Source organism: Bradyrhizobium guangxiense (genome assembly GCF_004114915.1).
Taxonomy (GTDB): Bacteria; Pseudomonadota; Alphaproteobacteria; order Rhizobiales; family Xanthobacteraceae; genus Bradyrhizobium; species Bradyrhizobium guangxiense.
In genome coordinates this window covers 2,677,241-2,694,024 of sequence record NZ_CP022219.1, presented here as the reverse complement: position 1 = coordinate 2,694,024, position 16,784 = coordinate 2,677,241, and the positions used below count along the sequence as shown (strand labels likewise).

Sequence of the window (16,784 nt, the reverse complement as noted above, 5' to 3'; positions counted from 1 at the left end):
GATGCCCTCGGCTTGTTGCTCTTGGTATCTTCCCCGCACGGTTACGCGAACTCGTCTTGCGCTGATTGGCTAGACACCCACCACGGGAACACCGATCACAACAGGATGGAACGCAAAGGCCAGCGCGAGATAGGCAACGACGCCGACTGCGACTGCGATCAGGTCATTGGTGACGCCGCCGACCGGAATCGGCGGGGCGCCGGCGTCGGTGCGATGCTTCAGCGAGATGCGGTCGTAGACCGCCCAGCCCAGGAACGAGCCGAACAGGATGATGGAGCCGAGATCGCCGTTGGCCAAGAGATGCGCCGCAGCCCACAGCTTGATACCGGCCAGCATCGGATGCTTCAGCGTCGCGTAAATGCGGCCGCGCAAATACGAGGCGACCACCAAGATCACCGCGGGCAGCATCAAGGCGACCGTGATGTGCTTCAGCGCCTTGGGCGGATACCACACGTCGATCCAGCCGGAGCTGCGGTAATGAGCAAAGCCCCAGATGATCAACGCGAGCCCCGCGAACGAGACCAGCGCGTAGAGGATCTTGTAGGTGCCCTCGCCCAGCCTCGCGATCGCCTGCGCGCGCGCGTCTCGTTTGGTTGTGAAAACATGGGCTGCGAAAAACAGCACCAGCCCCAGGATCATGACCAGCAGACCCACGACATCCTCCCCGCAAAGCAGCCCCCGGCTCTGAGGTATCATCGATTGGCCGCCGGTCGCAACTCTCCCTCCTCATGGTGAGGCACGCGCCCTTGCGCGCGTCTCGAACCATGCAGGCCTGGAGGCGGCATCAGCGGGGGCCTTTCATCCGTCGAGACGCGCATGACGAACGCGCTCCCTGCGACAACGGCTTCGCTGTTGCGCAAGGGATGAGGGGATAGAGCTATTTTCCGAGCTCGCGATTGTCGACGTAGCGGATCGCGATCGGCCGCCCCGCCAGGGCGCCGCCGAGGCCGCCCGTGAATTTCAGCGGCAGACAGGCCTTCAACGATGAATTGATCGCATTGAGGTAGCTGGTGCGGATATCCGCCGGCACGCCCGCTGTCGCAAAGGTCAATCGCGGCGGGCCGATCAGGCCGCCGGCCTTGTTGAAGCTGAAGCGCACCGCCATCTGCATGCCCGCGCGCGTATTGTCCGATGGCGGCGACCAGCAGCTGCGCAGCTCGGCGAAGAGATCGCCGATGGTGTCGAGATCGTGATCGGGCCTCTGATACTTGGCGCGGTCGGCTTCCGATGGAACGCTCTGGATGGTGAGCTGGAGATTTTGCCCGTAAGGATAATCAAGCTCGGGAATGCAGGGGCCGGGCTCGAGCGGGCTGCAATAGGACGGTGTGCAGGGTCGGCCATCGAGCACGCTGCACGGCTCGTGCGCAAACGGGATCGGATTGATCTGGCGGCGCTGCGCGTCCGCGGTGGCGATCGAGATCGTCAGCAAGAGAAGAACAAGGATGCCGCGCCACATGGAATGAGCTCGCAATGCCACGAGAAGAAGTGGCATTGCCCATGAAGGCGTCAACCCCGCGCGCATTCACATGCTCGCGCGCGACAGGGTGTTGCACCCTACCCCTTCTTCTTGACGTCCTTTACGTTGGTGAACTCGATGCCCTCGGCGCGCTCTTTGGTGTAGCCGAGATAGAACTCGTTCCGGGCGAGATAGACGGGATCGCCGTCGACGTCGTCGGCGATGCTGGAGGTGTTGGCGGCGATGAAGGTGTCGAGCTTCTTGCGATCCTCCGAGGAGACCCAGCGCGCCAGCTGGAACTCGCTGACCTCGAACTCGACCGGCAGCGAATATTCCGCCTCCAGCCGCGCCTTCAAGACGTCGAGCTGGAGCGCGCCGACCACGCCGACCAGCGCCGGCGCACCGTCGCGCGGGCGGAACACCTGCACGACGCCCTCTTCCGACATCTGTTGCAGCGCTTCCTTCAGCTTCTTCGCCTTCATCGCGTCGGTCAGACGCACGCGGCGAACGATTTCCGGCGCGAAGCTCGGCACGCCGACGAAGTTGAAATCCTCGCCCTCGGTCAAGGTGTCGCCGATGCGCAGCGTGCCGTGATTGGGAATGCCGACGACGTCACCGGCGAAGGCTTCGTCCGCGACCGAACGATCCTGCGCGAAGAAGAATTGCGGGCTCGACAGTGGCATGCTCTTGCCGGTGCGCACGAGCTTGGCTTTCATGCCGCGGCTGAGCTTGCCCGAGCACAGGCGCGCGAACGCGATGCGGTCGCGGTGGTTCGGATCCATGTTGGCCTGGATCTTGAACACGAAGGCGCTCATGCGCGGATCGGTGGCCTCGACCTTGCGCTGGTCGCTGTCCTGTGCGCGCGGCTCGGGCGCGAACTTGCCGAGACCTTCGAGGAGGTCGCCGACGCCGAAATTGCGCAGCGCGCTGCCGAAATAGACCGGCGTCAGATGCCCCTCGCGGAACGCCTCGAGCTCGAACGGCTTCGAGGCCTCGGTGACGAGCTCGAGCTCGTCCTTCACGGCAGCGACGTCGAGATTGGCATTGAGCTTGGCCAGCTCCTCGATCGCGATCTGCTGCGCCGCGCCGGTCTTGGCGCCGCCGCCTTCGAGCAGGCGCACGCCGCCGTTGACGACGTCATAGGTGCCGAGGAAGTCGCGGCCGCGCCCGACCGGCCAGGTCATCGGCGTGGTGTCGAGTGCCAGCGTCTTCTCGATCTCGTCGAGCAGCTCGAACACATCGCGGCTCTCGCGATCCATCTTGTTGATGAAGGTGATGATCGGGATGTCGCGCAGGCGGCACACCTCGAACAGCTTTCGGGTGCGCGCCTCGATGCCCTTGGCGGCGTCGATCACCATCACGGCGGAATCGACCGCCGTCAGCGTCCGATAAGTATCTTCCGAAAAGTCCTCGTGGCCAGGCGTGTCCAGCAGGTTGAAGACGAGGCCCTCGAACTCGAAGGTCATCACCGAGGTCACGACCGAGATGCCGCGCTCGCGCTCGATCTTCATCCAGTCCGAACGCGTGTTGCGCCGCTCGCCCTTGGCCTTGACCTGGCCGGCGAGGTTAATGGCGCCGCCGAACAGCAGCAGCTTCTCGGTCAGCGTGGTCTTGCCGGCGTCGGGATGGGAGATGATCGCAAAGGTGCGCCGCCGCGCCACTTCAGCGGCAAGCGGGGAACGGGCCGGCGATTCGGCTGTGGTGGTGGCGATGTCGGACATGGCGGGAGCGTTTGGCAGGGAAACTGGGCCTGATCAAGCCTGATTTGGTGATTGCAGGGCCTCCCGGCCAGCCCCATATCGGCCCCGGGGAGGACGGCCTCCCTGTTTCTCAGCATCTCGTTCGCGGGGACGACCCTGCCTTGATCCGGAGGGTTGTCATGGCCTGGAGCATCCTGTTCGTCGCCGGGCTTCTCGAGATCACCTGGGCGATTGGCCTGAAATACACCGAGGGCTTCACCAGGCTCGTTCCGTCGGTCGTCACGCTTGCGGCGATGGCTGGCAGCGTCATCCTGCTGGGTCTCGCCCTCAAATCGCTGCCCGTCGGAACCGCCTATGCGGTCTGGACCGGGATCGGTGCGGTCGGCACCGCCACCCTCGGCATCGTCCTGTTCGGCGAGCCCGCCACGGCCCTGCGCCTTGCCAGCATCGGGCTGATTGTGGCCGGGATTGTCGGGCTGAAGCTCGTTACTTGACGAAGATCTTGACCGCCCACCAGCTCAGCGCCGCGACGATGGCCGAGGCCGGGATCGTGATCACCCAGGCATAGACGATCGAGCTCGCCACGTTCCAGCGCACAGCCGAGACGCGGCGGGCGGCCCCGACGCCGACGATGGCGCCGGTAATGGTGTGCGTGGTCGAGACGGGAACCCCGAGGAAGGTCGCCATGAACAGGGTCGCGGCCCCTCCCGTCTCGGCGCAGAAGCCCTGCATCGGCGTCAGTTTCGTGATCCGCAGGCCCATGGTGCGGACGATGCGCCAGCCGCCCATCAAGGTGCCCATCGCCATGGCCGCCTGGCACGACAGCACCACCCAGAACGGCACCGAGAAGTCGCTGCCGAGATGGCCCTGTGAATACAGCAGCACCGCGATGATGCCCATGGTCTTCTGCGCGTCGTTGCCGCCGTGGCCGAGCGAATAAAGCGAGGCGGAGGCGAATTGCAGGATCCGGAAGGCACGATCGACCGCGAACGGCGTCGAGCGCACCGAGGCCCACGACACGATCGCCACCAGCATCATCGCCAGCAGGAAGCCGACCAGCGGCGACAGCACGATCGCCAGCACCGTCTTGGACAATCCGCTCCACACCGCCGCCGAGATCCCTGCCTTGGCCATGCCGCCGCCGACGAGCCCGCCGATCAGCGCGTGCGACGACGAGGACGGGATGCCGAGCGCCCAGGTCACCAGGTTCCAGACGATCGCTCCGACCAGCGCGGCGAAGATCACCTGGGCGTCGACGATCGAGGGATCGATGATCCCGGTGCCGATGGTCTGGGCAACGTGCAGCCCGAACACCATGAAGGCGACGAAATTGAAGAAGGCAGCCCAGAACACCGCGAATTGCGGCCGCAACACGCGGGTCGAGACGATGGTCGCGATCGAATTGGCGGCATCGTGCAGGCCGTTCAGAAAATCGAACAGCAGCGCGACAGCGATCAGTCCGACCAGGACGGGAAGACCCAACGCAGCATCCACGGCGGCGCCCCTGCTCTAAGCTTTGCGCATGATCTCCGCGCAAACGCATTCCGCGTTTGTCGCGAAGGAAAACCGCTGCACACTTTTCCGGATCATGCGCTAAACTTGCTCGATGACGATGCTGTTGATCTCGTTCGCGACGTCGTCGAAGCGATCGGCCACCTTCTCGAGGTGGTCGTAGATCTCGACACCAACGATGAAGTCCATCGCGTTGCCGTCGCGATGCTTGAGGAACAGCTCCTTCAGTCCGATGTCGTGGAGGTCGTCGACGCGGCCCTCCAGCTTGCCCAACTCCTCGGTGATCGCGGTGAGCATGGCGACGTTCGGGCCGATCGCCTGCATCAAGGGCAGCGCGCGGCCGACCAGATTGGCACATTCGATCAGCAGCCCGCCGATCTCGCGCATGGGGGGCTCGAAGCTGCGGACCTCGAACAGCATCACGGCCTTGGCCGTCTGCTGCATCTGGTCGATGGCATCGTCCAGCGAGGTAATCAGGTTCTTGATGTCGCCGCGGTCGAACGGGGTGATGAAGGTGCGGCGCACCGCCGTCAGCACCTCACGGGTTATGTTGTCGGCGTCGTTCTCGAACTGGTTGACGCGCTGGCAATAGACCGGCGTCTCCTCGCCCCCGTTGAGCATCCCCTGGAGCGCGATTGCCCCCTGAATCACGGTCTGGGCATGCCGGTCGAACAGGTCGAAGAACCGTTCTTCCTTGGGCAGGAAAGCGCGAAACCATCGCATCATGGGGACAGGCTACCGGTTGGAAATGGCCCGGCCCGTCGGGGCCGTCATGAAACTGTCATAGACCATTTTCGATCCACGTGCGTGTCATCTCACGCCCGCGGAGCCGGATCATCCACCGCTTTCACGCAATAAGTAAATCGACCTTGAATCAATGACTTAGAGCGATCGCCGGAAGTAATGCGCGATTTCGCCGATGACGCCACGACGGAAGGTGAGCACGCAGATCACGAAGATCGACCCCTGGATCACTGTCACCCATTGGCCGAACCCGGCCAGATATTGCTGCATCGCGATGATCACGAAGGCGCCGACCACGGGACCGAAGATGGTGCCGAGGCCGCCGACCAGCGTCATCAGCACGACTTCACCGGACATCGACCAATGGACGTCGGTGAGCGAGGCATTCTGCGCCACGAACACCTTCAGCGCGCCGGCGAAACCGGCCAGCGTGCCGGACAGGACGAAGGCCAGGAACTTGTACTGGTCGGTCCGGTAGCCGAGCGAAATCGCGCGCTGCTCGTTCTCACGGATCGACTTCAGCACCTCGCCGAACGGCGAGTTGATGATGCGGAAGATCAGCAGGAAGCCGGCGAGGAACCCGACCAGCACGACGTAATAGAGCACCGTCGGCTTGGAGAGATCGAACACCCCGAACATGCGCCCCTGCGGGATGCCCTGGATGCCGTCCTCACCATGGGTGAACGGGGCCTGGAGGTAGATGAAGTACAAGAGCTGCGACAGCGCCAGCGTGATCATCGAGAAATAGATGCCCTGCCGGCGGATCGAGATGTAGCCCGTGATGATCGAGAGCACGAAAGCCGCTGCAATGCCGACGAGGATACCGAGCTCGGGCGGCAACGCCCACACCTTCAGCGCATGCGCGCTGCAATAGCCGGCCGTCCCCAAGAACATCGCGTGGCCGAACGACAGCAGGCCGCCATAGCCGATCAGCAGGTTGAAGGCGCAGGCGAGCAGCGCAAAGCACAGCGCCTGCATCACGAAGAACGGATAGACTCCCGTGAACGGGACCGACGCCAAGAGCAGCGCCATCACAACGAACACAATCATCTCGTCGCGCATCGCGCGCGGGGATGCCGGCAGCGTGTCGTCTGTCAGGGTTGTCATATCAGGCCGCCCTTCCCGTCAATCCCGTTGGCTTCACCAAGAGCACCAGCACCATCAGCACGAACACCACGGTGTTGGAGGCCTCGGGGTAGAAATATTTGGTCAGGCCCTCGATCACGCCGAGCGCGAAGCCGGTGATGATGGAGCCCATGATCGATCCCATGCCGCCGATCACGACCACCGCGAACACGACGATGATGAGATCCGCACCCATCAGCGGCCGCACCTGGTTGATCGGCGCCGAGAGCACGCCGGCGAGCGCGGCCAGACCGACGCCGAGGCCGTAAGTGAGTGTGATCATGCGCGGTACGTTGATGCCGAAAGCGCGCACCAGCGTCGGATTTTCGGTGGCGGCCCGCAGGTAAGCGCCGAGCTGCGTCTTCTCGATCAGGAACCAGGTCGCCAGACACACGACCAGCGAGAACACGACGACCCAACCGCGATAGATCGGCAGGAACATGAATCCCAGGTTCATGCCGCCCCTGAGCTGGTCCGGAATGGCGTAAGGCAGTCCCGAGGAGCCGAAATAGTTCTGGAACACGCCCTGCACGATCAGCGCGATGCCGAAGGTCAGCAGCAGGCCATAGAGGTGATCGAGGCCGGTCAGCCATTGCAGCATGGTCCGCTCGAGGATCATGCCGAAGATGCCGACGATGACGGGCGCAAGCAGCAGCGCCCACCAGTAGTTGATGCCGCCGAGGTTCAAGAGAAAATAGGCGACGAAGGCGCCCATCATGTAGAGCGCGCCATGGGCGAAATTGATGATGTTGAGCATGCCGAAGATCACGGCAAGCCCGAGACTGAGCAGCGCGTAGAACGAGCCGTTGATCAGTCCCACCAGTAGCTGAGCGTATAGAGCCTGCATCGATTCCGCACCCGGTCCCTTCGGCGTTCCCTCAAAAGTCGCCCGCAAGCCTCAAGGCCCGCGGGCGGTTATCTCACTTCTTCAAGAGCGCGCACTTGCTCTCGGATAGCGGCGTGAAAGCCTGGTCGCCCGGCACCGAGCCCACCAGCTTGTAGAAGTCCCACGGTCCCTTGGACTCGGAGGGCTTCTTCACCTCGAACAGATAGGCGCTGTGGATGGTGCGGCCGTTGGGCTGGATCTCGCCCTTGCCGAACAGATCGTCCTCGGTCGGCATCGACTTCATCTTCTCGACGATCTTGACGCCGTCATGCGGATTGCCGCCGACCGCTTCGAGCGCCTTGAGATAGTGACGCACGCCCGCATAGACGCCGGCCTGCACCATGGTCGGCGGCGCGTTGTTCTTCATCTTCGCAGCGAAGCGCTTCGAGAACGCCCGGGTCTGGTCGTTCATGTCCCAGTAGAACGTCTCGGTGAAGTTGAGGCCCTGCGCGGTCTCGAGGCCGATCGCCTTGACGTCGGTGAGGAAGAGCAGCAATGCCGCGAGCTTCTGACCGCCCTTGCCGATGCCGAACTCGGCCGCCTGCTTGATGGTGTTGGTGGTGTCGCCGCCGGCGTTGGCAAGACCGATGACCTTGGCCTTGGACGACTGCGCCTGGAGCAGGAAGGACGAGAAGTCCGGCGTATTCAGCGGATGCTTGACGCCGCCGATCACCTTGCCGCCATTGGCCGTGACCACCGCCGTGGTGTCGCGCTCGAGAGCGGCACCGAAGGCATAATCCGCGGTCAGGAAGAACCAGGTGTCGCCACCTGCCTTGACCAGCGCCTGGCCGGTGGTGTGCGCAAGCATGTAGGTGTCGTAGGTCCAGTGCACCGTGTTGGGCGAGCACTGCGCGTTGGTGAGATCGGAGGTCGCCGCCCCCGAATTGATGTAGACGCCGTTCTTTTCCTTGATGACGTTGTTGACGGCGAGCGCCACACCGGAATTCGGTACGTCGACGATGACGTCAACCTTGTCGACGTCGAACCACTGCCGCGCGATCGCGGTGCCGATGTCGGGCTTGTTCTGGTGATCGCCGGAGATGATGTCGATCTTCCAGCCCTTCGCCGCCAGGCCGGAATCCTCAACGGCCATCTGCGCCGCGAGCGTCGAGCCGGGGCCGCCGAGATCGGCGTAGAGGCCGGACTGATCGGACAGCGCACCGATCTTGACGGTCTTGTCCTGCGCGGACGCGACACCCGCCGCGGCGATGGTCAGCGCGGTGGTCAGCGCGGTGGTCAGCAGCAATGACGCAATCGACCTGGTCTTCATGCAACTTTCCTTTTTCAATTCTTCTTTGGCGTTCTAGACGCCGAGATAGGTGTGGAGCTTGTCCATGTTGGCGGCAAGCTCCGCATTGGAAAATCCGTCGATGATCTTGCCATGCTCGACCACGTAGTAGCGGTCGGCGACGGTGGACGCGAAGCGGAAATTCTGCTCGACCAGAAGGATCGTGAATCCCTCCTTCTTCAGCCGCGCAATGGTATGGCCGATCTGCTGGATGATGACGGGCGCGAGACCCTCGGTCGGCTCGTCCAGCATCAGGAAGCTCGCGCCGGTGCGCAGGATGCGCGCGATCGCGAGCATCTGCTGCTCGCCTCCGGACAGCTTGGTGCCCTGGCTGCCCAGCCGCTCCTTCAGATTCGGGAACAGCTCGAAGATCTGATCGAGCGGCAACCCGCCCTCACGGACCACCGGCGGCAGCATCAAATTCTCACGCACGTCGAGGCTGGAGAATATGCCCCGCTCTTCCGGGCAGAACGCGATACCCATACGCGCGATCTTGTCAGAGGTCGCGCGTATGATCTCCCGGTTGTTGAACGTCACCGAGCCGGTGCGCTTGCCGATGATGCCCATGATCGACTTCAGCGTGGTCGTCTTGCCGGCGCCGTTGCGCCCGAGCAGGGTGACGACCTCTCCCGCGTTCACGTCGAAGTTGATCCCGTGCAGGATGTGGGACTCGCCGTACCAGGCTTCGAGGTTGCGGACTTGAAGGATGTTTCCGCCGGTCGCAGCCTTGGCCGGAGCCTCGGCGATCGCAGTGTCAGGCATGACCGGCTCCCAGATAAGCTTCCTTGACGCGCTCGTCCTTGGTGAGCTCGCTGTAATGACCTTGCGCGAGCACCTGCCCGCGCGTCAGCACGGTGATGATGTCCGAGAGGTTGGCCACGACACTCAAATTATGCTCCACCATCAGGATGGTGTATTTCGCGGAGATGCGCTTGATCAGCGCAGCGATCTTGTCGATGTCCTCGTGACCCATGCCGGCCATCGGCTCGTCCAGCAGCATCATCTCCGGGTCGAGCGCGAGCGTGGTTGCAATCTCGAGTGCACGCTTGCGCCCATAGGGCATCTCGACCGCCGGCGTGTTGGCGAACTCGCTGAGGCCGACATCGTTCAACAACTCGCGTGCGCGGTCGTTGTAACGGTTGAGGACCGACTTGGAGCGCCAGAAATCGAACGAAGAGCCGTGCTGGCGCTGAAGCGCGACACGGACGTTCTCCAGCGCGGTGAGATGCGGAAACACCGCCGAGATCTGGAACGAGCGAACAAGGCCCATGCGGGCCACGTCGGCCGGCGCCATCGCAGTGATGTCCTGCCCCTTGTACAGGATTTTTCCGGCAGACGGTTTGAGGAACTTGGTCAGAAGATTGAAGCAGGTCGTCTTGCCGGCCCCGTTCGGGCCGATCAACGCATGAATGCTCCCACGGCGAACCTTGAGCGCAACGTCGCGGACCGCGAAAAAGCCCGCGAACTCCTTGGTCAAGCCTTCCGTTTCGAGAATGAACTCATCGGCCAAACAGATTTCCCCCTGCCCGCGAAATACGCGTGGCTATCCTTAGTTTACTTCGGCATTCCGGAGGTCTTGGAGCCCATCCGGAACGCCGCCTCCGGGCGCGGAATATGCCGGAGGTGACGGGGGTTAGGCAAGGCGGAAAGCTGAGCAGATCAGGCCTCCGGCTGGGATACAAATGCTCCCTTAGTCGGAGTTGTTCGATGTCGTGCCTGCCCGGCCTCCCGGTTCGCAAGGCACCGGCCATCAAGCCGTCGTTAACGGTCTTTCGTGCCGCGCGCCAGCCTTCATCAAAAATTTCCCCGCAAACGACATCATGCTTTGGGTTTATCTTCCGGGAATATTGTCTTGGATTTCGCGAGCGCCGCTCCCTCCATCGTCAAGTCGATCAGGCAGCGAGATCTGCTGAACACGTGGCTGCGACTTTATGCGCGCCAGCAGATCGCACCGGCGATCTGGGAGTACCAGCCCGCGCGGCTCGAGGAAGAACTCTCCGACCTCATCTATTATACGGTGGACATCTCGACGCCGACGCCGAGCCTGATCATCCAGAGCGAAGGCACACGTATCTCGCGCGCCTATGGGCAGACCGGCAAGGGCGTTCTGCTCAGCGATTATCTCGGGCAACGTCTCGCACCGTTCGTGATGCCGATCTATCATAAATGTGTGGCGCGCGCCCTGCCGGTCTATAGCGTTGCAGATGTCGACGACATCTACGGCCGCATCGTCGCTTATGAACGGCTGCTGCTGCCGTTCCACACCGACGGCAAGGTCTGTCACGTCATCGCCTCGGTCAAGACCTTCTGCGAGGACGGCGGCTTTGAGATCAAGAATCTGATGCGCGGAAACGACGCGCTACCGCGTCCGAAGCTGCGCGCCGTGATCGATCGCGAGCTTTTCCATCGCGCACCCGGCCGAATCGCGACTGCCGACGTGGTCGAGCTCGCGGACCAGCCCGGCACCGCCACCGAGATGATCGAGCTGAACTAGCGGTCGGCGGGCGCTGGCAGCGAACCTACTTGACCTTGACTTCCTTGGCATAGATGTCCGGCTTGAAGCCGACCAGCAGCCTGCCGCCAATCTCCAGCACCGGCCGCTTGATCATCGATGGCTGCGCTAGCATCAGGGCCAGCGCCTTCTTCTCGCTCAAGCCTTCCTTGTCGGCATCGGGCAGCTTCTTGAAGGTCGTCCCGGCGCGATTGAGCAGCGTCTCCCAACCGACCTTGTCGCTCCATTGCTTGAGCTTGTCCTTCTCGACGCCAGCCGCCTTGTAGTCGTGAAACGCGTAAGGCACGCCATGCGTGTCGAGCCAGGCTCGCGCCTTCTTCATGGTGTCGCAGTTCTTGATGCCGTAGATTGTGTTGGGCAAGACGTTCCTCGCGCATGACGTATCGTGACGGACGTGGCGTTGTACGAAACTCCGGTTCGCGCGACAATATCGCGAACGACGCCAACTCGCCGAACGGACATCCCATGCACGTCACCCACGATCCCGCAGCCGCCGCCTCGCCGACCATCGACTTCAACAGCTTCCTCGCCGTCGATATCCGCGTCGGCACCATCGTCGACGCCAAGCCGTTTCCCGAGGCGCGCAAGCCGGCCTTTCGGCTATGGATCGACTTCGGACCCGCCATCGGCGTGCGCAAATGTTCGGCCCAGATCACCGAAAACCATCCGCTCGAGACTTTGGTGGGACAACAGGTCGCGGCCGTCGTCAATTTCCCGCCGCGCCAGATCGGACCTGTCATCTCGGAGGTGCTGACGCTCGGCTTGCCCGATGCCAACGGCAAGGTCGTGCTGGTGCAGCCGAGAAAGCCGGTGCCGAACGGCGGACGGCTGTTCTAGCCGCGCGACCCGGCCTGCGGCCTCGCTTCGGGCCAGCGCATTCGCAACGACGTCATCCTCCGTCTTTCCCGGCGTCCGCGGCCGGGCTTGACCGGGCTTCTTTTTGGCAATAAAAATGACTGACTGATCGTTTTTTGTTTTGACAACCTTACTTTTGGCGTTTGCCAGGATCCGTCGGAAAACGATCGATCTGTCAGTTATTTGGGGACCGCCGAATGCCCAAAATCAGCGACAAGCAGCGCGAAGGCCGGCGGCAGCAGATTCTCGAAGCGGCCCTCGCCTGCTTCTCCGAAGACGGCTTTCACCAGACCGGCATGGCCGACATCGTCAGGCGGTCCGGACTGAGCCATGGCGCGGTCTATCTCTACTTCCAGAGCAAGGACGATCTGATCGAAGCACTCGCGGACGACCGGCATCGGCGCGAAGCCGTGCTCAATTCGGTTGCGAAAGGATCCGGCGATCCGATCGAAGGACTTCACGCGCTGATCCGGGTCTACGCGCAATGGCTGACCGATCCCGCCGGCGAAGCCCGCCGCCGTGTCGGCGTCCACGGCTGGGCCGAAGCCCTGCGCAACCGCCGCGTCCGCAGCAGCGTCGTCGAGGGCATCGAGATGCCGCGCGCTCTGATCGTCGCGCTGGTCGAGCGCGCCCAGCACGACGGCCTCATCAGACGCGACTTCGGTGCGGACGCGATCGCGCGCGTTCTGATCGCGATCTTCCAGGGGTTTGTGCTGCAAAAATGCTGGGGTGACGAATTTGACGTCGAGGCCTGCATGGCGGCCGTGACCGGGGTGATCGACGGCTTTCGCACGACCAGGCCCGGTACCAGGCGGCGGACCCGGACGTAAGCGATGTCCTGGCTCCACGAGCTCCTCGCCGGCGGCGGTGTCGGTCTGGTCGCCGGACTGGCATCGGGCTTCTCGGGCACCAGCCCGGGCGGCGGGCTCGTGATCTTCTCCGTGCTGCTGCTCGGGGCCGAGCAGCACGTTGCCCAGGGCACTTCGCTGATCACCCAGATTCCGCCGACGGGTCTCGCCGGCATACGCCGCTACTGGCAAAGCGGCAATCGCAGCCCCTTGCCGTGGGTCATGTGGATCGGCCTCGGATTTCTGATCGGCGGCGCCGGCGGCGGTTATGCCGCAACAACGGTTTCCGATTCCGTCCTGCAATGGACCTACGTCGTCTATCTCGTCGCGCTGATGGCCCTGTTGATCCTGCGCCGCGATCGCAGGGACGGCAGCCGCGAAGCCGGGGACGAAGACCAGCTGCCTTGGCTCCCCCTGCTCCTCATCGGCCTGCTCGCCGGATTTTCCTCCGGCTTCATGGGCATCGGCGGAGGTCTGGCGATCACGGTCGGCCTCGCCGCGGGCCTGCGCGTGCCGCAGCATCAGGCGCAGCTCGTCAGCCTCGTCTTCTCGATCATCCCGACCAATCTTCCGGCGGCCTGGATCTATTGGAGCAAGGGCCTCATGGTCGGCTGGCCGGCGATCATCGGCATCCTTGCCGGGCTCTGGGTTGGCACCGATCTCGGCGCACGCATGGCCAATGGCGTCAGCCGATCGGTGCTCCGCGGCGCCATGATCGCCCTCGTCTCGCTGATGGCGATCTACATGACCTACAAGGCGCTGAGCTAGGTTTCAGGGCCGCTGCGGAATGTTCAATCCGCGCTGCACCGCCGGACGCGCCAGCCCGCGCTCGAGCCAGGCACCGACCGACTTGAACTGTGTGAACGCGACGAGATCGCCGGCACCGTAGAAACCGATGAGATTGCGCACCCAGCCGAGCATGGAGATGTCGGCAATGGTGTAATCGTCATCCATGAACCATTGCCGGCCGGAAAGATGCGTCTCCATCACGCCGAGCAGCCGCTTTGACTCGCCCACGTAGCGCTCCAGCGGCCGTTTGTCCTCGAAATCCTTGCCGGCGAATTTGTGGAAGAAGCCGACCTGGCCGAACATCGGCCCGATGCCGCCCATCTGGAAGTGCAGCCACTGGATAGTCTGATAGCGCCGCGCGGCATCCTCGGGCAGGAACTTGCCGGTTTTCTCCGCAAGGTATTGCAGGATCGCCCCGGACTCGAACAGCGGCAGCGGCCGGCCACTCGGACCGTTGGGGTCGAGGATCGCCGGGATCTTGCCGTTCGGATTGAGCGAGAGGAATTCAGCCGTCTTCTGGTCGTCCTTGCCGAAATCGACGAGATGAACTTCGTAAGGAAGCCCGATCTCCTCGAGCATGATCGAGACCTTGACGCCGTTCGGAGTCGGCAGCGAGTACAACTGGAGCAGCTCAGGATGCTTGGCCGGCCAGCGCTTGGTGACGGGAAAGGCGGATAGATTGGACATCGGCACTCCGGCTGGGTTCGTGAGATGCCGGCTAATCTAGGCGAGCTGCCGACTAGCGCAAGGCCAGCTGGCCGTCACACCAGATCCAGCGGCTCACAATGGCCGCAGCACATGGCTGGTGGCGTAAACCGCATCGCGCTGCGCGCGCTGCTCGATGAAGAGCCGACCGGTGATGAGCAGAGCTCCGGTGAAAACGAGCGCGAGCATCGCGGTCGCGAACTGACTGGCATCATTCATCGCACGAGCATCTCTGTCCTGTGTCGGGACGGGAACGCGGGCCGGCCAGCGACAGTTCCCGCATGCCATGAATAAATTGCCGCTTTTTCCCAGCGAGACCGACGGCCTCACTCTCAATAATTGATTTCCATCCGCAGCCCGCGCGGATCGCGCTCATCGCCCCCGACACGCTGCATGCTGTCGCGCGCTGCGACCGCGCACGCGCAGGCATCGATGAGATCGTCGCGGCCGATGCCGGTGCCGTGACGCCATGTCAGCCATTTCGGCAGGCGCGTGAAACCGCGTTGCGCCAGGAGCGCGATGCGCTGCTCGCGGCCTTGCTCGGTCGTCTTGTTCGCGAGCCGCACGCGTCCTGCCAGATTCCAGAACACCAATTCCGGATGCGCCTCGCCGATCGTCGCCTGCCGCGCCGGCGTCATGATCTCGTCGACGTCTCGGATCTTGTCCCGGATATTCCAGAGCTGCGCCGACACGCCCCTGCCCTTGCCTTCTTGCGTCCAGTAATGGCGATTGGCCGCCGCCATATCGGCAAATGTCCAGAGGTCGCGGCGCGCGCCGAGAAACACGGCGGGACCAATCAGCTCGCGTGCGCGCAGGTCGCAGGTGCGATAGCCGCTCGGATTCAATCCGATCGGCATGTCGATCATTGCGCGCGCATGCGGCATCGCGAGCAGGCGTCTCAGGCCCGGCGAATAATCGAAGCCGTGATCGCCGCGCTTGTCGATCCACGCCGCGACCCAGCCGAAGCGAAATCCGTCCAGCCCCAAATAGTTTGGCACGTCATGCGTCCGTCAATTTCCGTTTCCGCGCGCGTCTCGCTTGACATCCGCAAGTTGCGGGCGCATGTCCCGCGCCCTCGCAAGCACTTCCGTTTGCGACAGACACCATGAACCGAGCGATGTCACTCCGCTACGAAAGAATTGTCCGCATGCCGAATAGCCCGAAGCTATTCGACATCGCATGCCCGGCTCATGGGAGCGATCTTGCCTGACCGCAAGATCGATCGTCCGCTTCTCACGGACCCTCCCGAGCCTGCCGCTCCGGAGGGTTTTTTGTTGCCCGCCGCGCGGCCCAACCGAACAACCCGGCAATGGCCGGAACGGGAGACCCGGATCCCGGGGCTCGCGCCGAGAAGGCGCGTGCCCAAGTGCGCGGGGCCTGCCGGAGGGAACGAGGCGATGAGCCGGACACCGATGGCAGAGCGAACCCAAAAGGGTTCGCAACGTGCGGCGCGTCGACAGCGCCGCGATCGAATTATTGTAACTCGGTTTGCCGCGAGGCGATGTCTCCCGCTCACATCACTCCATTCTTTTCCTTTTCGTTCAATGGTCCCTCATCTCGTCAGATATTCGCGCATCAGGGCGCGGGCCCGGTGCAGGCGCGCCTTGACCGTCTGCCTGGACGCACCGAGTGCATCGGCAATTTCATCGATGGTCATTTCCTTGACGTCGCGCATCAGCGCGACGTCGCGATAATGCGGCGGCAGCGCCTCGAAAGCCGCGGCGACGTCGAGCCGCAGCTCGGCTTCAGGACGCGACAGCAGGGCCCCCTCCCCGTCATCGGTCGGCGGCGCGAGCCCGGCCTTCCGCGCAAGCCGCAAACATTCGCGCCGAACCACGCTGAACAGCCAGGCCGAAAATGCCAGCAGCGAGCGGATCGTGCCGACATGGCGGAACAGGATCCACAGTGCCTCCTGCGTCGCATCCTCGGCATCCGCGGAGCTGCGGCAGGTCGCGCGCGCGTAGCGGCGGATGTCCGGCTGTGCGGTCTCGAGCAGCGAGGCGATCGCATGGGGATCGCCAAGCCGCGCGGCTTCGAACAGCTTCGGCGAGATCGCGGCCACACTCACGACGCGCCTCCTCGTCCGATCCCCGCCATCGCGCACATCGGGCAATAACCGACGAGGCCGGTCAGTGCGAAAACAACACCGCCGAGTGCGACCAGCCACGCCGTCGCGCCGGCGAGATAAACGAATGCCGCGGCCGCTACCGCGACGCCCAAGGCGATCCGCACCGTCTGCTGCAGGCCGCCAATGTTCTTCCTGTAAAATGCCATCGCATCCTCCGAGCCAAGTCGAGGCTGACTGCCTCGACCACCAAGAGGGCGCGCCGGCCGAAAAGGATTCGCGGCGACAGGCAAATTTTT

At 63.5% G+C, this 16,784-nt stretch carries 21 protein-coding genes; 5 read left to right on the top strand and 16 right to left on the bottom strand.

Annotated elements, in window-relative coordinates; all coding sequences use genetic code 11:
- Positions 1-69: 69 nt before the first annotated feature.
- From X268_RS12550 to X268_RS12540, 3 genes are all read right to left on the bottom strand, one after another.
- Positions 70-654 carry an NnrU family protein gene (locus X268_RS12550; RefSeq protein WP_128925250.1) on the bottom strand — a complete coding sequence of 195 codons (585 nt, stop codon included), beginning with the start codon at positions 652-654 and terminating at the stop codon, positions 70-72.
- A 223-nt stretch (positions 655-877) separates the two neighbouring features.
- Positions 878-1,456 (bottom strand): hypothetical protein, encoded by a 579-nt coding sequence (locus X268_RS12545; protein WP_164937688.1) that lies wholly within the window; start codon positions 1,454-1,456, stop codon positions 878-880.
- Between the two features lie 98 nt (positions 1,457-1,554).
- Complete coding sequence (locus tag X268_RS12540) at positions 1,555-3,177, bottom strand: peptide chain release factor 3 (RefSeq protein WP_128925248.1); 1,623 nt, start codon at positions 3,175-3,177, stop codon at positions 1,555-1,557.
- A 158-nt stretch (positions 3,178-3,335) separates the two neighbouring features.
- Here X268_RS12540 and sugE point away from each other — a divergent pair, with 158 nt between their 5' ends.
- Positions 3,336-3,650, top strand: a complete 315-nt coding sequence (sugE, locus tag X268_RS12535; protein WP_128925247.1) for a quaternary ammonium compound efflux SMR transporter SugE — start codon at positions 3,336-3,338, stop codon at positions 3,648-3,650.
- Here sugE and X268_RS12530 read toward each other — a convergent pair.
- The 7 genes from X268_RS12530 to X268_RS12500 all read right to left on the bottom strand — a co-directional run bounded on the left by X268_RS12530 (position 3,643) and on the right by X268_RS12500 (position 10,221).
- Complete coding sequence (locus X268_RS12530; RefSeq protein WP_128925246.1) at positions 3,643-4,650, bottom strand: inorganic phosphate transporter; 1,008 nt, start codon at positions 4,648-4,650, stop codon at positions 3,643-3,645. The two genes, sugE and X268_RS12530, sit on opposite strands and share 8 nt — an antisense overlap.
- Before the next feature lie 99 nt (positions 4,651-4,749).
- Complete coding sequence (locus tag X268_RS12525) at positions 4,750-5,394, bottom strand: DUF47 domain-containing protein (RefSeq protein WP_128925245.1); 645 nt, start codon at positions 5,392-5,394, stop codon at positions 4,750-4,752.
- Between the two features lie 156 nt (positions 5,395-5,550).
- Positions 5,551-6,519, bottom strand: coding sequence for a branched-chain amino acid ABC transporter permease (locus X268_RS12520; protein ID WP_128925244.1), 969 nt, complete (start codon positions 6,517-6,519; stop codon positions 5,551-5,553).
- Between the two features lies 1 nt (position 6,520).
- The gene (locus X268_RS12515; RefSeq protein WP_128925243.1) at positions 6,521-7,384 is read right to left on the bottom strand and encodes a branched-chain amino acid ABC transporter permease; all 864 of its coding nucleotides are present in this window, start codon (positions 7,382-7,384) and stop codon (positions 6,521-6,523) included.
- A gap of 73 nt (positions 7,385-7,457) precedes the next feature.
- On the bottom strand, positions 7,458-8,693 hold the full coding sequence (locus X268_RS12510; protein ID WP_128925242.1) for an ABC transporter substrate-binding protein: 1,236 nt from the start codon (positions 8,691-8,693) through the stop codon (positions 7,458-7,460).
- A 33-nt stretch (positions 8,694-8,726) separates the two neighbouring features.
- Positions 8,727-9,473, bottom strand: a complete 747-nt coding sequence (locus tag X268_RS12505) for an ABC transporter ATP-binding protein (RefSeq protein ID WP_128925241.1) — start codon at positions 9,471-9,473, stop codon at positions 8,727-8,729.
- The gene (locus X268_RS12500) at positions 9,466-10,221 is read right to left on the bottom strand and encodes an ABC transporter ATP-binding protein (protein ID WP_128925240.1); all 756 of its coding nucleotides are present in this window, start codon (positions 10,219-10,221) and stop codon (positions 9,466-9,468) included. The genes X268_RS12505 and X268_RS12500 overlap by 8 nt, the downstream gene beginning before the upstream one ends.
- 342 nt (positions 10,222-10,563) lie before the next feature.
- On the opposite strand from X268_RS12500, the gene X268_RS12495 reads away from it, so the two are divergent.
- Entirely contained in the window at positions 10,564-11,205 is a 642-nt protein-coding gene (locus X268_RS12495) for a PAS domain-containing protein (protein ID WP_164937687.1), read from the top strand.
- 25 nt (positions 11,206-11,230) lie between these two features.
- On the opposite strand, the gene X268_RS12490 is transcribed toward X268_RS12495, so the two are convergent.
- The gene (locus tag X268_RS12490) at positions 11,231-11,584 is read right to left on the bottom strand and encodes an ArsC family reductase (RefSeq protein ID WP_128925238.1); all 354 of its coding nucleotides are present in this window, start codon (positions 11,582-11,584) and stop codon (positions 11,231-11,233) included.
- Between the two features lie 104 nt (positions 11,585-11,688).
- On the opposite strand from X268_RS12490, the gene X268_RS12485 reads away from it, so the two are divergent.
- From X268_RS12485 to X268_RS12475, 3 genes are all read left to right on the top strand, one after another.
- Positions 11,689-12,060, top strand: a complete 372-nt coding sequence (locus X268_RS12485) for a tRNA-binding protein (protein ID WP_128929233.1) — start codon at positions 11,689-11,691, stop codon at positions 12,058-12,060.
- A gap of 215 nt (positions 12,061-12,275) precedes the next feature.
- The gene (locus X268_RS12480; RefSeq protein WP_128925237.1) at positions 12,276-12,908 is read left to right on the top strand and encodes a TetR/AcrR family transcriptional regulator; all 633 of its coding nucleotides are present in this window, start codon (positions 12,276-12,278) and stop codon (positions 12,906-12,908) included.
- A 3-nt stretch (positions 12,909-12,911) separates the two neighbouring features.
- Entirely contained in the window at positions 12,912-13,694 is a 783-nt protein-coding gene (locus X268_RS12475; protein ID WP_128925236.1) for a sulfite exporter TauE/SafE family protein, read from the top strand.
- 3 nt (positions 13,695-13,697) lie between these two features.
- On the opposite strand, the gene X268_RS12470 is transcribed toward X268_RS12475, so the two are convergent.
- The 5 genes from X268_RS12470 to X268_RS12455 all read right to left on the bottom strand — a co-directional run bounded on the left by X268_RS12470 (position 13,698) and on the right by X268_RS12455 (position 16,694).
- Positions 13,698-14,402 carry a glutathione S-transferase family protein gene (locus X268_RS12470; RefSeq protein WP_128925235.1) on the bottom strand — a complete coding sequence of 235 codons (705 nt, stop codon included), beginning with the start codon at positions 14,400-14,402 and terminating at the stop codon, positions 13,698-13,700.
- 93 nt (positions 14,403-14,495) lie between these two features.
- The gene (locus X268_RS39360; protein WP_164937686.1) at positions 14,496-14,639 is read right to left on the bottom strand and encodes a hypothetical protein; all 144 of its coding nucleotides are present in this window, start codon (positions 14,637-14,639) and stop codon (positions 14,496-14,498) included.
- Between the two features lie 113 nt (positions 14,640-14,752).
- Positions 14,753-15,418, bottom strand: a complete 666-nt coding sequence (locus tag X268_RS12465) for a DUF429 domain-containing protein (RefSeq protein ID WP_128925234.1) — start codon at positions 15,416-15,418, stop codon at positions 14,753-14,755.
- A gap of 554 nt (positions 15,419-15,972) precedes the next feature.
- Entirely contained in the window at positions 15,973-16,488 is a 516-nt protein-coding gene (locus tag X268_RS12460; RefSeq protein WP_128925233.1) for an RNA polymerase sigma factor, read from the bottom strand.
- Positions 16,485-16,694: a YgaP family membrane protein gene (locus X268_RS12455; RefSeq protein WP_128925232.1), complete on the bottom strand. Its 210-nt coding sequence runs from the start codon at positions 16,692-16,694 to the stop codon at positions 16,485-16,487. Before X268_RS12455 ends, X268_RS12460 begins: the two co-directional genes overlap by 4 nt.
- Positions 16,695-16,784 lie beyond the last annotated feature (90 nt).

Excerpts from the sequence above, each read along its gene's own strand:
- X268_RS12475 (WP_128925236.1), top strand. The coding sequence starts at position 12,912 with ATGTCCTGGCTCCACGAGCTCCTCGCCGGCGGCGGTGTCGGTCTGGTC.
- X268_RS12485 (WP_128929233.1), top strand. The coding sequence starts at position 11,689 with ATGCACGTCACCCACGATCCCGCAGCCGCCGCCTCGCCGACCATCGAC.
- X268_RS12545 (WP_164937688.1), bottom strand. The coding sequence starts at position 1,456 with ATGTGGCGCGGCATCCTTGTTCTTCTCTTGCTGACGATCTCGATCGCC.
- X268_RS12520 (WP_128925244.1), bottom strand. The coding sequence starts at position 6,519 with ATGACAACCCTGACAGACGACACGCTGCCGGCATCCCCGCGCGCGATG.
- X268_RS12455 (WP_128925232.1), bottom strand. The coding sequence starts at position 16,694 with ATGGCATTTTACAGGAAGAACATTGGCGGCCTGCAGCAGACGGTGCGG.
- sugE (WP_128925247.1), top strand. The coding sequence starts at position 3,336 with ATGGCCTGGAGCATCCTGTTCGTCGCCGGGCTTCTCGAGATCACCTGG.
- X268_RS12480 (WP_128925237.1), top strand. The coding sequence starts at position 12,276 with ATGCCCAAAATCAGCGACAAGCAGCGCGAAGGCCGGCGGCAGCAGATT.
- X268_RS12510 (WP_128925242.1), bottom strand. The coding sequence starts at position 8,693 with ATGAAGACCAGGTCGATTGCGTCATTGCTGCTGACCACCGCGCTGACC.
- X268_RS12470 (WP_128925235.1), bottom strand. The coding sequence starts at position 14,402 with ATGTCCAATCTATCCGCCTTTCCCGTCACCAAGCGCTGGCCGGCCAAG.
- X268_RS12540 (WP_128925248.1), bottom strand. The coding sequence starts at position 3,177 with ATGTCCGACATCGCCACCACCACAGCCGAATCGCCGGCCCGTTCCCCG.
- X268_RS12505 (WP_128925241.1), bottom strand. The coding sequence starts at position 9,473 with ATGCCTGACACTGCGATCGCCGAGGCTCCGGCCAAGGCTGCGACCGGC.
- X268_RS12525 (WP_128925245.1), bottom strand. The coding sequence starts at position 5,394 with ATGATGCGATGGTTTCGCGCTTTCCTGCCCAAGGAAGAACGGTTCTTC.
- X268_RS39360 (WP_164937686.1), bottom strand. The coding sequence starts at position 14,639 with ATGAATGATGCCAGTCAGTTCGCGACCGCGATGCTCGCGCTCGTTTTC.
- X268_RS12515 (WP_128925243.1), bottom strand. The coding sequence starts at position 7,384 with ATGCAGGCTCTATACGCTCAGCTACTGGTGGGACTGATCAACGGCTCG.